Source organism: Nostoc sp. (assembly GCF_036917455.1).
Taxonomy (GTDB): domain Bacteria; phylum Cyanobacteriota; class Cyanobacteriia; order Cyanobacteriales; family Nostocaceae; genus Nostoc.
Map to the genome: position 1 here is coordinate 1 of NZ_JBALDK010000142.1, position 15,472 is coordinate 15,472.

13 protein-coding genes and 2 pseudogenes are annotated in these 15,472 nt (G+C 43.9%); 9 read left to right on the plus strand and 6 right to left on the minus strand.

Annotated features, from left to right (window positions below; all coding sequences use genetic code 11):
- On the plus strand, positions 1–481 hold a 481-nt coding region (locus V7K42_RS15020), incomplete at its 5' end, for a transposase (protein WP_334917368.1).
- Between the two features lie 150 nt (positions 482–631).
- Here the strand turns inward: V7K42_RS15020 and rsgA are convergent.
- Genes rsgA through dnaJ form a run of 3 tightly spaced genes read right to left on the minus strand, consistent with a single transcriptional unit; the run spans position 632 to position 3,116 of the window.
- A complete protein-coding gene (gene rsgA, locus V7K42_RS15025) occupies positions 632–1,732 on the minus strand; it encodes a small ribosomal subunit biogenesis GTPase RsgA (RefSeq protein ID WP_334917370.1) in 1,101 nt (366 codons plus the stop codon).
- Positions 1,729–1,986, minus strand: coding sequence for a sulfurtransferase TusA family protein (locus V7K42_RS15030; protein ID WP_265273881.1), 258 nt, complete (start codon positions 1,984–1,986; stop codon positions 1,729–1,731). The genes rsgA and V7K42_RS15030 overlap by 4 nt, the downstream gene beginning before the upstream one ends.
- Positions 1,986–3,116 (minus strand): molecular chaperone DnaJ, encoded by a 1,131-nt coding sequence (gene dnaJ, locus V7K42_RS15035; RefSeq protein ID WP_334917374.1) that lies wholly within the window; start codon positions 3,114–3,116, stop codon positions 1,986–1,988. Before dnaJ ends, V7K42_RS15030 begins: the two co-directional genes overlap by 1 nt.
- A 162-nt stretch (positions 3,117–3,278) precedes the next feature.
- On the opposite strand from dnaJ, the gene V7K42_RS15040 reads away from it, so the two are divergent.
- On the plus strand, positions 3,279–3,539 hold the full coding sequence (locus V7K42_RS15040) for a hypothetical protein (RefSeq protein ID WP_143855454.1): 261 nt from the start codon (positions 3,279–3,281) through the stop codon (positions 3,537–3,539).
- Between the two features lie 276 nt (positions 3,540–3,815).
- Here the strand turns inward: V7K42_RS15040 and dnaK are convergent, their stop codons facing one another.
- Positions 3,816–5,774 carry a molecular chaperone DnaK gene (gene dnaK, locus V7K42_RS15045; protein ID WP_334917376.1) on the minus strand — a complete coding sequence of 653 codons (1,959 nt, stop codon included), beginning with the start codon at positions 5,772–5,774 and terminating at the stop codon, positions 3,816–3,818.
- A 225-nt stretch (positions 5,775–5,999) separates the two neighbouring features.
- Positions 6,000–6,748: pseudogene (gene grpE, locus V7K42_RS15050) on the minus strand (nucleotide exchange factor GrpE).
- A gap of 452 nt (positions 6,749–7,200) precedes the next feature.
- Here grpE and V7K42_RS15055 point away from each other — a divergent pair.
- The 4 genes and pseudogenes from V7K42_RS15055 to V7K42_RS15070 all read left to right on the plus strand — a co-directional run bounded on the left by V7K42_RS15055 (position 7,201) and on the right by V7K42_RS15070 (position 12,398).
- On the plus strand, positions 7,201–9,207 hold the full coding sequence (locus tag V7K42_RS15055; protein WP_334917378.1) for a GspE/PulE family protein: 2,007 nt from the start codon (positions 7,201–7,203) through the stop codon (positions 9,205–9,207).
- A gap of 83 nt (positions 9,208–9,290) precedes the next feature.
- Positions 9,291–10,421: pseudogene (locus V7K42_RS15060) on the plus strand (type IV pilus twitching motility protein PilT); the annotation flags it as partial.
- 80 nt (positions 10,422–10,501) lie between these two features.
- The gene (locus tag V7K42_RS15065) at positions 10,502–11,725 is read left to right on the plus strand and encodes a type II secretion system F family protein (protein ID WP_334917382.1); all 1,224 of its coding nucleotides are present in this window, start codon (positions 10,502–10,504) and stop codon (positions 11,723–11,725) included.
- Positions 11,726–11,837: 112 nt separating this feature from the next.
- The gene (locus tag V7K42_RS15070; RefSeq protein WP_334917384.1) at positions 11,838–12,398 is read left to right on the plus strand and encodes a hypothetical protein; all 561 of its coding nucleotides are present in this window, start codon (positions 11,838–11,840) and stop codon (positions 12,396–12,398) included.
- A gap of 132 nt (positions 12,399–12,530) precedes the next feature.
- Here the strand turns inward: V7K42_RS15070 and bioU are convergent, their stop codons facing one another.
- On the minus strand, positions 12,531–13,535 hold the full coding sequence (gene bioU, locus V7K42_RS15075; RefSeq protein ID WP_334917386.1) for a (S)-8-amino-7-oxononanoate synthase BioU: 1,005 nt from the start codon (positions 13,533–13,535) through the stop codon (positions 12,531–12,533).
- 822 nt (positions 13,536–14,357) lie between these two features.
- Between bioU and V7K42_RS15080 the strand changes: the two genes are divergently transcribed.
- From V7K42_RS15080 to V7K42_RS15090, 3 genes are read left to right on the plus strand one after another with little or no spacing between them, the layout of a single operon-like run.
- A complete protein-coding gene (locus V7K42_RS15080; protein WP_012406943.1) occupies positions 14,358–14,567 on the plus strand; it encodes a DUF2997 domain-containing protein in 210 nt (69 codons plus the stop codon).
- A gap of 39 nt (positions 14,568–14,606) precedes the next feature.
- The gene (locus tag V7K42_RS15085; protein ID WP_334889274.1) at positions 14,607–14,993 is read left to right on the plus strand and encodes a DUF1257 domain-containing protein; all 387 of its coding nucleotides are present in this window, start codon (positions 14,607–14,609) and stop codon (positions 14,991–14,993) included.
- Complete coding sequence (locus V7K42_RS15090; protein WP_334917388.1) at positions 14,993–15,454, plus strand: ferredoxin; 462 nt, start codon at positions 14,993–14,995, stop codon at positions 15,452–15,454. The genes V7K42_RS15085 and V7K42_RS15090 overlap by 1 nt, the downstream gene beginning before the upstream one ends.
- The last annotated feature ends 18 nt before the right edge of the window (positions 15,455–15,472 follow it).

Consider the following 15,472-nt stretch of genomic DNA (forward strand, 5'->3'; position numbering starts at 1 on the left):
CTTCAATGTGCTTCAGTATGTCACTCATATTTTTGTGTCAAAAACTTATCGCAATCTTCTTTTACCACAGAATATTACTATTTTGGAGATGTCTAAAGCATATAATGCAGGTAATTCAGAAAATACAATTGATTATCTACGTTATTTATTAGATCAGTCCCCCAACCAAAGATTGCTTCTTTTTTGGGATGGTGCTTCTTACCATCGTTCACATCTGGTTCAAAACTTTTTAGGCGAGGTAAACCAAGATTTGTCTCAAGAGCAGTGGAGAATTCACTGCGTCCGCTTTGCTCCTAATTGCCCATCACAAAATCCAATTGAGGATATTTGGTTACAAGCTAAAACCTGGGTGCGGCGTTTCTGTGCTTTGATTCCTTCGTTCTCGCATCTCAAATGGATGTTTGAGTGGTTTCTCCGACACACTACCTTTGATTTTGCGACTCTTCAAATGTACGGAGCTTTTTCAGAAATCAAATATTAGTCCTATATTTAGGTGATATGGATGACAAAGATTCGGAATATCGCTCAATTTGAAACAAATGGAGCGACTAGGAGGAACCAACAACATCGGTAAACATTTTGTTTATAGATAGAAATGCGTAGGCGCAGTCCGTCGTAGACATCGCACTCCTTATTCTTCGTCTCGATATAATTCCTGCAAGTCTTGTAACTGAGTCTTGCGGGAAATTCGCCGATATTTTTTACTTTCTAACTTGGGTTCGTATTGACTCTGCCCTTTGCCTTTGCTTTTGCTTTTTAACTTCATGGTAGATTCTGGATCGGCTTGTTGGTGCAGCTGAGTTTGATGTGCGATCGCAGCATCCAAAAATTCTAAATAATGTTCATATCGTTCCCAGTCTCCCCGCACCGCACACTCAGGCTCGTCTCGATGTAGACAATCACTAAACCGACAGCTAGCAACTGCTAACCGCTTTCTGGCTTCTGGAAAATAATGGATTAATTCTTCTGGGATACAATCCATATCCGGCTGATTAAAGCCAGGAGTGTCTGCCAGTAAACCACCGCTAGGCAACTCAAATAATTCTATATGGCGAGTGGTATGACGACCGCGAGCTAATTTACCAGAAACTTCTCCTACTCGCAGCTTGGCCGAATCAATCAGCGTATTAATCAGGCTGGATTTGCCAACGCCGGAAGGCCCAGCAATTACAGTAATTTTATTGCTCAAATATCTGCCTGCTTGGTCGGTATTTATGCCATCTTTGACACTGATAAAGATTGGTTGATAGCCCCAACCAAGTAGGCGATCGCTTACTTGTTGCTGTTCTTGCTCTGAAATTAAATCACTTTTATTCAAGCATAAAAGTACATCCAAGCTAGTAGACTCAGCTTTAATTAAAAATCGACTCAGTTGATAAGGTTCCAAAGGTGGATCGGCTACGGCAAATACCAAGAGGATTTGGTTGACATTAGCGATCGCCGGACGATCTAATTCGCTGTGACGGGGTAAGACATCAGCGATCGCTCCCCTTCCCCCAGCCCAATCTGGCTCTTCAACCATAACGCGATCGCCTACCATCACCTGTTGGCCGATTTTTTTCAGGCGTGTCCGGCGAGTACAGAGGAGGAGAGGGGGATAAGGAAGATGAGAATTTTGATCCCCCATCTCCCTGATCTCCCCCTGTTTTTGATCCAGCTGTACTCGGTAAAAATTAGCCTGTACAGCGACCACCGTACCCAATAACTGTCCAGTTGCGGCAAAATCTGTCATTGGCTAGCAACTGGACGGCGCACTAACAGAGAAAAATAACTAGTGCAGTCTATAATTTCTTCAACCTGATAACCTGCCATTGTCAGACTATCAGGAACCTGCTCAATCGGCTCACCAGGGTCTAGCCAGACTTCTAGCAAACCTCCCAATGGCATTTTCTCCAAACGTAATTTTGTCCGCACAAAATTAATTGGGCAAGGGGTGCCGCGTAAATCAAGTTGAGCATCGGGAGTTAAAAGAGAAGAGGGCATCATTACTTAAATAAATTTCCCAAGAATCCTTCTAGACCGCCTTTACCAGTGCGATCGCCCTTAATTTTAGCCAGCTTCTCTAACAGTTCCCTCTCCTCTGGGGTGACTTTGTTGGGAATATCAATTAATACGTTCAGCATGTGATCCCCACGACTTACAGGATTACCCAAACGGGGTACGCCGCGATTTTCCAGCTTCATCACCGTATTTGGTTGAGTTCCGGCTGGAATAATCAATTCTACAGGGCCATCTACCGTATCTACCTCTAACCGACAACCTAAAATAGCTTGCAGGTAGCTAACTTTGATTTCCGAAAGAATATTAATGCCATCCCGTTGGAATTCTTCGTCCTCATTTACGAACAAGTAAACGTATAAATCTCCAGGAGGGCCACCGCGCTGACCGGCATCTCCTTCACTAGAAATCCGCAAACGAGTACCATTATCTACCCCAGCCGGAATGGTAATTTTGAGTTTCTTGGTGACTTGATTTGCGCCCTTGCCATCACAAGCATCACACTTATCTTCTATTACCATCCCTGTGCCATTGCAGGTGGGACAAGTCGAAACTTGGGTGAAACTGCCAAAGGGTGTTCTAGTAACACGGCGGACTTGACCAGATCCGCTACAAGTCGAACAAGTGCGGGGGCGAGTTCCAGGTTTAGCACCAGAACCGCTACAGACTTCACAATTTTCTAAATGTGAGATGCGAATTTCTTTTTCGCCGCCAAATACTGCTTCCCGAAAGTCTAACTTCAGGTCTAGCCGTAGATCGTCGCCTCTTGCAGGCCCACTGCGCCGTCTTTGTTGCGTAGGACTACCCATACCGCCACCAAAGCCACTAAAAATGCTTTCAAAGATATCGGCAAAACCGCCCATATCACCGACATCTTGGAAGCCCCCGCCAGCAGCACCTGAGACACCCTCTGGCCCAAAGCGATCGTAACGAGCGCGGGTTTCGGGTTCTGAGAGTACCTCATAAGCACGGTTAATCTCTTTAAAGCGATCCTCCGCTCCCGGTTCTTTGTTCACATCTGGGTGAAACTTTCGGGCTAAACGGCGATAGGCTTGTTTAATTTCTTCTTTGTCGGTGTCACGAGAGACACCCAGGATTTCATAATAGTCGCGGGCCATATAGCAAAGGTAAAAGTTAGAAGGAAGAAAGCAGAAGTCAGCAGAACGTCACGGTCACTTGCTACCCTACAGAAAAGCATTTTGCCTATAACTCTTGAAGAGCAACGCAGTGGCCTTCAGAGGGTGGCTTGCCGAAGGTGAGGCAGAAGATAAAATTAATTTTTGTTAATAACTGATTTTACCCTTTACCTTTTACAAAAATCACCGACAAATTTCGAGCAACAGGTGCTTTCCTCGTGGAAGACGACAAAAGCCACAGAAGTTATGAGCAGAGGAAGCCTTTGCTCTGACTTCTCACTGCCGAGTCGGCTGTCTCTTTTACAATTGTGCTACGTAGGAGAGGAAAACCCCGCCCATCAACCAGAGGGGCTAGCCGCACCATTAGGTGTGGAAAACCACCCTTATGCTTTGGATCGTATCTGAACCGACATACTGCCTAGCAGTAATTTGTTTCTACAATCTAGCAAACCCCTGGGGTCTTGTGAAACTTCGCTAAATCCATAATAAATATTAAATATATTAAAATGTCTTAATAAAAATCTGCAACTTAGGGGAGTGGGGACTGGGCAAAGTATCTGGAGGTTAGAGGTTTAGTGGAGAAGGGTTCAGAGGGATTTTCGCTCTGTTTTCCTGCTTCTTTCCCAATCCCCATCGCCCCTAATCCCCAAAGGGGGCCCGGAGTTCCCCAATCCCCAATCCCTAATCTATAGCCTCATAATCAGCCTGGGCGGTACTTTCTTCGTCAAAATCAAAGTTGAATTGTGGTATTAATGTACCGTTCATTGGTGAGTCTCCTTCTGGAGTAAAAGCACTAGCTGAAGCCTCCTCAATCTCATCACTTTGGCTGTTAGCTCGATTGTAGACATCCGCACCAATGGCAAACAAAGTTTGTTGGAAATCGTCTAAACGCTGCTTAAATTCCACCGTGGAGATGCTAGAGTCAATCATTGCAGCTTGGAGTTGTGAAACTTTTTCACTAGCCAAGGTTTTTATCTGGTCGCCGATAAAGCTGCTATTATCCTTAATGGTGGATTCGTAACTAAACAAGAGATTATCTGCTTGGTTTCTGAGTTCAACCAGTTCTTTACGTCTTCTATCTTCTTCGGAAAACAGTTCAGCTTCTTGGCGCATCCGTTCGACTTCGTTGATACTTAAACCACCTGTATTGGTAATCCTGATACTCTGTTCTCTACCTGTGCCTTTGTCTTGGGCAGAAACCTTCAGGATGCCGTTGACATCGATTTCAAAGGATACTTCAATTTGCGGCACGCCACGGGGCGACGGGGGAATTCCTGCTAACAGAAACTTACCGAGACTTTTGTTATCTCGTGACATTGCCCGTTCACCTTGGAGAATGTGAATTTCTACCGAGGTTTGCCCATCAACGGCTGTGGAAAAGATTTGTGACTTACTTGTAGGAATTGTGGTGTTGCGTTCAATAATTTTGGTGAACACTTCACCCAAGGTTTCAATTCCCAAAGACAAGGGTGTGACATCCAATAGTAAGAGATTATCGACTTCACCACCCAATACCCCTGCTTGGATTGCTGCTCCCAATGCTACCGCTTCATCAGGGTTGATAGAGCGATCGGGAGCTTTGCCATTGAAAAATTTAATCAGCGCGTTTTGGACTGCGGGAATACGGGTAGAACCACCTACCAAAATAATCCGATCTATCGCTTCTGGTTTGAGATCCGCATCTTTGAGCGCTTGGATCATTGGTTCGATAGTACCTTCAATTAATTTTCCTGCCAGTTCCTCAAATTTAGAGCGGCTGAGTTCCATCTCTAAATGCTTTGGGCCGGTTTCATCAGCTGTGATGAATGGCAAGTTAATGGAGGTATTGACCATGTTAGAGAGTTCAATTTTGGCCTTTTCTGCTGCTTCCCGTAGGCGTTGCAGTGCCATCTTATCTTTGGAAAGGTCGATTTTCTCATCTTGCTGGAAGCGTTCCATCATCCAACGCACGATCGCATTATCAAAGTCGTCTCCACCCAAGTGGTTATTACCACAGGTTGCCTTAACTTCAAAAACGCCATCTCCAAGTTGCAAGATCGATACGTCAAAAGTACCGCCTCCCAAGTCAAATACTAAAATTAACTGCTCTTGGTCTTGCTTGTCCAATCCGAAAGCTAAAGCCGCAGCTGTTGGTTCATTGATAATTCGCAGGACTTCTAATCCGGCAATTGTGCCAGCATCTTTAGTGGCTTGTCTTTGAGCATCTGTAAAATATGCGGGTACCGTGATCACTACCTGAGTGACTTCTTCACCCAAAAAGTTTTCCGCATCCTGCTTGAGCTTTTGCAGGATCATCGCGGATAGTTCTTGTGGGGTGTAGTTTTTTGAGCGAATTTGAACATCAACGGTATCGTCTCGACCTTTGACACAGTTGTAGGGGACGCGATCGCGTTCTATGTCAGTGTCTTCCCAACGTCGCCCGATAAATCGTTTAATACTGTAAATTGTGTTTTCGGCATTAGTTACGGCTTGGCGCTTTGCCAATTGACCAACCAAGCGATCGCCACTCTTGCCAAATCCCACAATACTTGGAGTAGTTCGTCCGCCTTCAGAATTGGAGATCACCAGTGGTTGACCGCCCTCCAGAACTGCGACGCAACTGTTGGTAGTGCCTAAATCGATTCCAATAACTTTTCCCATATTAGCCAGTATTTTTACTGAGTCTTTCTGCTTTAGTATGTCGCGGACTGACTTTTTTTATGAACCAAGGCTAGCGGATAACATCTGTGGAACCCATATTGCTGGTAGCAAGAGAGAAGTTGAAACACAGAGAGTTATCCAAAGCCTTGTCCAAGTTTTAGGCACGCGATGCTCGTCCCTGCTATAACCCAGGCACTTTTGGTCAGCGAGACGAGCGACTACAGCTTAACTGAAGGCTTGACTCGACTGATCTTCCTCCGTAGAAGGTGTATCTTCCTTTGGAGCAGCTACTTTGACCATTGCATGGCGTAGCACGCGATCGCCCAAGTAATATCCGCGCACTAACTCTTCTAACACTGTTCCTTCAGGATGTTCATCCGTAGGTTCCCGCATTACTGCTTCATGGAGGTTAGGATCGAATTCTTGACCTTCAGGACGCATTGGTGATACACCCAAGCGCTTCAGGCTATCGACTAATTGTTTGTAAACGCCTTGGTAGCTTTTGTGCATGGTCATTTCGCCATCGGATTGTGGTTTGAGGTGCGATCGCGCCCGCTCAAAATTATCGACCACTGGCAGCAATTCTAGAATCGTGTTCCGCTTCATCAGCGTCTCTAGCTCTTCTTTTTCTTTGCTAGTGCGTTTGCGGTAATTCTCAAAATCAGCGGCAATCCGCATATATTGAGTACTACGCTCTTCTAATTGCACTTTCAGAGACTCAATTTGTTGAGTCAGTTCTGCCAAAGCTGCCGTTTCCACTCCGGTGTTATCGGTTGCAGCGACACCAGTTTCTGAATTTGTAGTAGCTGCATCTCCCGATACATTAGTTTGGGCTGCCACTTGCTCTGTCGCCTCGCCACCAGATTCATTGAAATTAATTTGGGCTGGGAAGTCACTCTTCATTGCTTGCTTTACCTCTGTTGGTTCACCCAATTGCTGGCTAGATTGTTTATCTGTTTATTTTCATCCATTATTGTCTACTCATTCCAGATGCTTGCTATTTATGGCAGTGTATCTCCATAGCTTGCAACCGTCGTCATTCACGACTTGCAATTGAGGCTGATTTTGTTGCCGACAAGTATTCTGGAAGTGATGTAACCGTTTTCCTATTGTGACAAATGGTGAACACCTTAGCGTAGACACCATCAAGGCGGGAACCCGAACGAGTAGTGTACCTCTAGTTGTAAGTAATTTGGAAGGGCGGCGTTTAATCTCATTCGCCCCTCTGACGAAAAATTTGTTGATTGAGTGAGTCAGGAATCTATATTTTCTCTACTATTACTTATTTTTCACTCAGCATTTAGCGATAACTCTAAGTGAAGGTTTTCGTTGCTCAGAAGTTGAGTGACTTTTTTGGGAAATGAGAATTCTATCTCACAGGCTGGGAATACTTTAAGCAGAGGTTCCCCTACTCATTCGCTCATTTATGACTTACTCGTCACCACAACGGCGCAGTACCGCTCTAACTACCAGAACAGAGTTTTCGCCTTTTGGCAACAAGCTAGTGCAATCTGGCTATGTCAATACCGAACAGATGAGGCAGGCACTAATTGAAAGCCGCAAATCTGGCCGACCCTTAACGGAAGTACTAGAGTCCCTTACTGGACAACAACTATCACCTGAGTTGCTCAGGCAATACAAAAAACAGCAGCTATTTGAACTTAAAATACTATACGGTGTTGAATTCCTCGATCCGGAAGTCAGCTCTGTTGGCAACACGATGATGGGGAACCTGATTGAAACCCTCATCCCAGTTGATATCTGCCGTCGCCATCGTTTAGTACCACTGTCGAAACACGAAGACCAAACCCCACCCTCAGTTTTAGTGGCGATGGTCGCTCCAGATAATCTAGAGGCTTCTGATGACCTGAACCGCATCTTGCGCCCCCAAGGCTTGGCATTGCAGCGCATGGTGATTACACAGGAAGACTACCAGCAGCTAATCAACCAATATCTGGATGAAATGGCTGTTAAGCAAAAGCATCTGGAACAAGAAAAGTTTACAGATATTAATCAGGATTTAGAAAACCTCGGAAATCTCGATATTTCCGATGCTCCTGAAGAAATGGAGGCCGATCTAGGGGCTGCGATGAAGGGTGCAGAGGATGCCCCAGTCATCAACCTAGTGAACAGAATTCTGGCTAAAGCCTTGCATGAGGGCGTTTCTGACATTCATATCGAACCGCAAGAAGAAAACTTACGCATTCGTTTTCGGAAGGATGGCGTACTGAAGGAAGCTTTCGATCCCCTACCGAAAAAAATCATCCCGGCAGTGACAGCCCGATTTAAAATCATCTCCAATCTAGACATTGCTGAACGCCGTATGCCCCAAGATGGACGTATCCGGCGGATGTTTGAGGGACGCAAAGTAGATTTCCGGGTGAATACCTTGCCCAGTCGCTACGGGGAAAAGGTGGTACTGCGGATTTTGGATAACTCCTCTACCCAACTGGGATTAGATAAGTTAATTACCGATCCAGAGACTTTACATATTGTCCAGGATATGGTCAGCCGTCCTTTTGGGCTAATTTTGGTAACTGGGCCAACTGGTTCTGGGAAAACAACCTCGCTGTATTCTGCACTATCAGAAAAGAACGATCCCGGAATTAATATCAGTACTGTGGAAGACCCAATTGAGTATAGTCTTCCAGGGATTACTCAAGTACAGGTGATTCGAGAAAAAGGGCTGGATTTTGCTACCGCTTTGCGGGCTTTCTTGCGACAAGATCCAGATGTGCTACTGGTGGGTGAAACGCGGGATAAGGAAACAGCAAAAACAGCAATTGAAGCTGCCTTGACCGGTCACTTAGTATTAACTACCTTACATACCAATGATGCCCCAGGTGCGATCGCTCGTTTGGGAGAAATGGGCATTGAACCTTTCATGGTTTCTAGTTCCCTAATTGGCGTTCTAGCTCAACGTTTGGTGCGGCGCGTATGTTCTGAATGTCGTATTCCCTACACTCCTACAACCGAAGAACTGGCTCGGTATGGTTTATCAGCTTCTTCGGATGTGGGAGTTACTTTCTATAAAGCTAACACCTTGACATTAGATGCGATCGCAGAAGCTAAAACCAAAAATCAGCTTTGCCCAAAATGTAATGGTGTCGGCTACAAAGGGCGTTGTGGTGTCTATGAAGTCATGCGAGTTACCGAAAACCTGCAAACTCTCATCAACGAAGATGCACCCACGGAACGCATCAAGGAAGTGGCAATAGAAGAGGGCATGAAAACCTTGCTAGCTTACAGTTTGGACTTAGTGCGCCTTGGTTCTACCACCCTAGAAGAAGTCGAACGAGTGACGTTTACTGATACTGGCTTAGAAGCAGAATTAAAAGCCAAACGCAAGACTGGTCTTACTTGCCAGAGTTGCAAGGCCACATTGAAACAAGAATGGCTGGATTGTCCCTACTGTATGACATCTCGGTTTTGAGACTAGTCATTAGTCATTGGTCGATGGTTAGTAACTTTAAACAAATGACAAATGACAAATAAAAAACATTAAAAGGAAGCAGAACTATGGAAATGATGATTGAAGACTTGATGGAACAGTTGATTGAACTGGGTGGTTCGGATATGCATTTATCGGCAGGTTTGCCTCCGTACTTCCGCATCAGTGGCAAACTGACCCCCATCGGTGAGCATGTATTGACAGCCGATCAATGTCAAAGGCTAATTTTTAGTATGCTCAATAACACCCAACGTAAAACCTTAGAGCAGAACTGGGAGTTGGATTGTTCTTATGGCGTTAAGGGTTTGGCACGTTTCCGGGTCAATGTCTATAAAGAACGTGGTTCTTATGCTGCTTGCTTACGGGCATTAAGTTCTAAGATTCCTAACTTTGAAAAATTAGGTCTGCCAGATATTGTACGGGAAATGACAGATAAGCCCAGAGGACTAATTCTGGTGACAGGGCCTACAGGTTCCGGCAAGACAACTACCCTAGCGGCCATGATTGACTTGATTAACCGCACTAAAGCAGAGCATATTTTAACAGTAGAAGATCCAATTGAATTTGTCTACGAACCAATTAAAAGTTTGGTTCACCAACGACAATTGGGTGAAGATACTAAGAGCTTTGCTAATGCTTTGAAAGCAGCTTTGCGGGAAGATCCAGATATTGTTCTGGTGGGAGAAATGCGCGATTTGGAAACGATTTCTTTGGCGATTTCCGCAGCAGAAACAGGACACTTGGTATTTGGTACTCTCCACACCAGTTCTGCCGCCCAGACAGTTGACCGGATTATTGACGTTTTCCCCCATGAAAGACAAACCCAGGTGCGGGTGCAGTTGTCTAACTCGTTGGTGGCAGTATTTAGCCAAACTTTGGTGTCCAAGAAAAGCCCTAAACCTGGTGAATATGGTCGGGTGATGGCACAAGAAATTCTGATTGTCACTCCTGCTATTTCCAACTTGATTCGAGAAGGTAAAACATCGCAAATTTACTCAGCTATTCAAACGGGCGGTAAGTTGGGGATGCAAACTCTGGAGAAGGTTTTAGCTGATTTTTACAAAGCAGGAACGATTTCCTTTGAAGCGGCGATGTCTAAGACTTCTAAGCCAGATGAAATCCAACGTCTGATCGGTAATGCTACACCACCACAGGCGGCAGGTGCGAAACCCGGTGCTACTGCTAAAGCGCATTAAAAGTAGGGAGATGAGGGAGAGGATATTTAAGTAAGTCTTTCCCTTGTACCTAATAAATAACAACTATTTTGAATTTATTTATGCCAAACTTTGTTGCTCGTGTTCGCGATTCTCAAGGAAAATCCCGAACAGAAAAAATTACTGCTGAATCTTTGGTACAAGCTCGGACCAATCTTAGAGATCAAGGTTTTGTAATCCAAGAACTCAAACAATCTCAAGGATTTCAGCCAGATGTTGCCTTAAAAAAATTCCAGAATTCCTTAGTTAAGGTTTCTGTGAAAGACAAAGCTGTTTTTTCCCGTCAATTTGCCGTTTTGATGAATGCGGGGGTTGCGATCGTTAGAAGTCTGGGGGTACTTTCTGAACAGTGTAGTAATACTAAACTCAAACAAGCCCTAGTTGAGATTAGCACTGATGTTCAAAGTGGAATGAACCTTTCAGAGGCAATGCGGAAGCATCCTGACTGCTTTGATGGGTTATATGTGAGTATGATTCAAGCCGGTGAAGTGGGTGGTGTTCTAGACGAAGTATTGAATCGTTTAGCTAAGTTGCTAGAAGATGTTGCTCGCCTACAAAACCAAATTAAATCAGCATTGTCTTATCCAACTGTTGTGGGTTTTATCGCAGTTGCAATCTTTCTTGGGATGACTATTTTTCTCATTCCTATTTTTGCCACGATTTTTACACAAATTGGAATCTCATTACCGCCTCTAACGCAATTTTTGATGGATGCTAGTAAATTCCTGAGAAGTCCTGGTGCTTTCGTCCTTTTAGGTATTCTTATAGGATTGAAATTTGCCTTTACACAATATGGGAAGACTCCTGTTGGTCGCATAACAATCGATCGTCTTTCCCTAAAAATGCCCTTATTTGGTGACTTAATTCAAAAATCTTCAGTCGCCCGCTTTAGCCGGACTTTTGGCTCTTTGACTCGTTCAGGCGTACCAATTTTAACTTGTCTGGAAATTGTCCGAGATACATCAGGAAACCAAGTAATTGCTAATGCCATAGACGCAGCCCGGATGGAGATTCAACAGGGAGGTATGATTAGTATCGCTTTACAAAAAGATGCTGTTTTTCCAGCTATGGCAATTCAAATGATTAGTATCGGAGAAGAAACTGGAGAATTAGATGGAATGTTGATGAAAGTTGCTGATTTCTATGAAGATGAAGTCGAGCAAGCAGTAAAAGCAATGACCAGTATTTTGGAACCAGTGATGATTGTAGTTTTAGGGGGAATGGTTGGAACCATTTTGCTAGCAATGTATTTGCCGATGTTTGCGGTATTTGAAAAGCTGGGATAGGGGATAAAGAGTTAAGAGTTAGGAATTAAGAGTTTAAACTTTTTACTTTTCATCCTCATTTTTAGCTCTTGACTACTTAATTTTTTTCTAACTCCTAACTATTTAATAAACTATGACTGTGCAAAAATCTCACTACGAAGCGAGTTTGGCAGAGTACAGCAATCATCTAGCTGCGATCGCCTTACTAAAGCAATATCGGCCATACTTAGAGATGATTCCCAGTTTGCGCCGTCCCGATGAAAGTGTCATCACTATCCCTTTGCCAATTGTCCGTCTTCGCAACACAGTTACAACAACTCCACAAACAATCTGTTTACCCTGTGATGTGGCAATTTTGATGTGCGATCCAGAATGGAAAATCAAAACCGGAGCCGAAATTTTAGTCTTTATTCATCGCGCTCACGAAGACTTTTCTGATTTGTTAGGACGTTGGCGACAAACCCAAGTTTTCCTAGACAATGATTATGAGTGGTTGATGCCTCTGCGCCACAGTCATATTTTGAGTGAGGGAGCTAATACAATATATCCTCTGTTTGTCGTTTTTAGTGATACCTTAGAACGCATTCAACGAGGACTAGTAGGAGCCGAACTTCCATTTATTATCCAAACGCCAGATTTGCTCCTTGAGGAAAATTTCACAGACACTTTTTGTCCAGAAATTCCACCAGCTTAGAAAAATTAGGAGTTAAGAGTTTTCAATTGCAAGTTTTAAACAAAACCAGAGATTTTTAAGTCTCAAGTTTAGTTTTTTAACTCTAACTCCTAACTCCTGTACAGACGCGATTAATTGCGTCTTTCCTAATTATTACCTAACAAATTGGGGCATAATTTCAGCAGCAGTGAATATTCCGTAGATGCCACGTTGGTGCAATTGCTTACCAGCTTTGAGATAGCCAAAGGCAGGGCCGCAGACATTGGCTGCCATACTGGTTTCATCTCCCAGAGTAAAGGTATGGGTGGAAATCTTGCCTTCAAAAGTGCGCCCTGTTACCTTAACGTTAGTGCTGAGGGGCTTTTTAGGATTGCGAGTATCGACTACACCACCAACTGTAACGCGATCGCGCCCGACTATTCCCGCTACCTCTAGCATCACATCATCAGCGTGTTCCATATCCTTCAAGGTAAGCACGCCATTAGTTTTATCTAGTAGTGCTTCTACTTCTGCGTCAGTCATCGCCCTAGCGGTTTCCACTGTGTAACCAGGCATGTGTCCAATGTCTTCCCGAACAGTGGCGCGGTAAGCTTCCCAGTTGGCAATTCCTACCCCAAAGGTAATTTCGACTTGATGAATTTCGGCGTAGCTTTGGGCGGCTAATGCGGCGGCGGCGGTTAACAGTCCGGGTGTAGCACCACAGCCTGTCATGTAGGTAATCCCGGCTGCAAGGAGTTCTTCTTTCATGGCCAGTAGTTGTTCTACAGCAGTGGTGCGCTTAATTGCATCAACTAGCACCCCACGCCAACCAGATTTAATAAACTCTTTGGCTACAGAGGGAATAAAATCGTTTGGTAGGTTGGGTAAAGCCAGAAAATACCCATCCACAGATTGAGCTATTGCAATTACATCCTGAATACTTTGATTTGTTAATGTACCAACTGGTTCTAAATAACCTACAGAACCTTGGGACTGGTAGGTTGCAATGCATTGTTGAGTATTTAAACCTTCAGCAGCGTAAGCGTAACCTTTTTGATCTGCTGCTGCGACTAAAATCATTTCCTGTTTAGCAGCAAGTACCTTGGCGGCGGCTTGTCCAAGTCCACCGAAACCTAATACTCCTATGCGTATCGCTGACGAAATATTTGCTGTACTCATAGTCAATTACTTAAGTTGAATCACTTGCCTTCAAACTTTAGCATCTCAGCTTGTGGCTAATGGCTGACAGCTTTTAGCTATAAAGGTTAATTATGCTTCATTATCCTGGTTTCTTCCCCAACCAAATCAGTTTTTTCACCAGGAATTCTTGCTGAGTGATTTCGGCTTGAGCAAATTTTCACGCGAAGTAGCAGCAAAAATCTAAATATGTCTTAAAGCGATTCCTACGCCTGGCTACGCTTACGTATATTACAAATCTACCATCAAGCGATCGCCTAATCATAGGTTGGGTTGATGCAAGAAAACCGAACCTATGATTATATTTATTTTTTATATTCTGGCGATCGCAGTCTGAAAATCCGTTGATATACGATTTTAAATAAAGTTATTTCTACGTATAACCCATCCTCTGGCTCTAAGCTGACACTGCACTGCACTCAACTTACTTAGAAAGCTTTCAGGAAATAAGGTAAATCTAAATAATAAAGATAAATTTTTTCAATAATTTCTATATTTTTTTAACCACCTAGCTGGCTATAGTTAGCTCTAATGCTGATTTTTAGGACTTTTGCCGCTTACCTAGCAAGCTCAGTTTTTACCTTGACTAATCGATGAGGTTAAGAGAAACTAACTAAATACTGATGTGCACACTTATAAAATTAATAAGTTTTGTAAAGATTCTGAGATATATATGTTGATAGATGGAACATTAGTTAACAAATGGCAAATTTGTATCTAAGTAAAAATGTTCCTACGGCTATATTTATAGCCTTCTGCTAAGGCAGTAAAATTTAAGCGTACTTATCGTGGTTGGCCAAGAGCATGGAGACATTAGAGTTCATAATCTATCCAGACGGTCGGGTACAAGAAAAAGTCACTGGCATTGTGGGTGCTTCTTGCGCTGAGGTTACAGCAGCGATAGAGGCACAGCTGGGGCAAGTACTTAATCATGAGCCAACCTCAGAATATTTCGCCGCGAAGGTGCAGCAATCTAATGTGGCGAATACACACACCACTTACAGCGATTGGTAAGTTTTCACAGTAGTTTAGTGTAATTAATTCACAACCACCATGTCACACTTTAGCCAAATTAAGACTCAAATCCGTAACCTTGATTCTTTAAAAGATGCTCTGACTGAATTGGGCATAGACTGGAAACCCGGCCCGCGCGAAGTCCGTGGCTATCGCGGTCAAACCCATCCTGCGGAAGTTAGTATTGAGCAGGAAAATGGCTATGACATCGGTTTTAGATGGAATGGCAAGGAATATGAATTGGTGGCTGACTTGCAATATTGGCAGCAAAACCTGTCTGTGGACGGATTCTTGCGCCAGGTAACACAGCGCTATGCTTATCAAACAGTTGTGAAAGAAACCACTCGTGTTGGTTTTCAAGTCTCTGAGCAACAAAAAAATGAAGATGGTTCAATTCGCCTGGTAGTACAGCGCTGGAGTGCGTAATGGCTGATTTTCTGCCGTCGCCGGAAGAAGAAGTTGACAATCGTTCGGGTTTGGAACCAGAATTAGGGGGTTTTTTACGCGATGCCCCAGAACGTTCTGGTTTGGAACCGGAATTGGGTGGTTTGCTGCGACAAAATGGTGTTTATGTTGATGAAATCACCTGTATTGGTTGCAAGCATTGCGCTCATGTTGCGCGTAACACCTTTTACATTGAACCAGATTATGGGCGATCGCGCGTAGTTCGCCAAGATGGGGATGCTGAAGAAATTATCCAAGAAGCAATTGACACTTGTCCGGTTGATTGCATTCACTGGGTTGATTACACTGAACTGAAAAAGTTAGAAGAAGAGCGCAAATATCAGGTAATTCCCGTGGTGGGTTATCCGGTGGAACACGCAGTTGCTGCTAGCGAACGTCGGCGTAAAAAGCAAAAGTTAAAGACCAAAAAGTCCCGTTATTAAGATAAAAACGTTAAATCA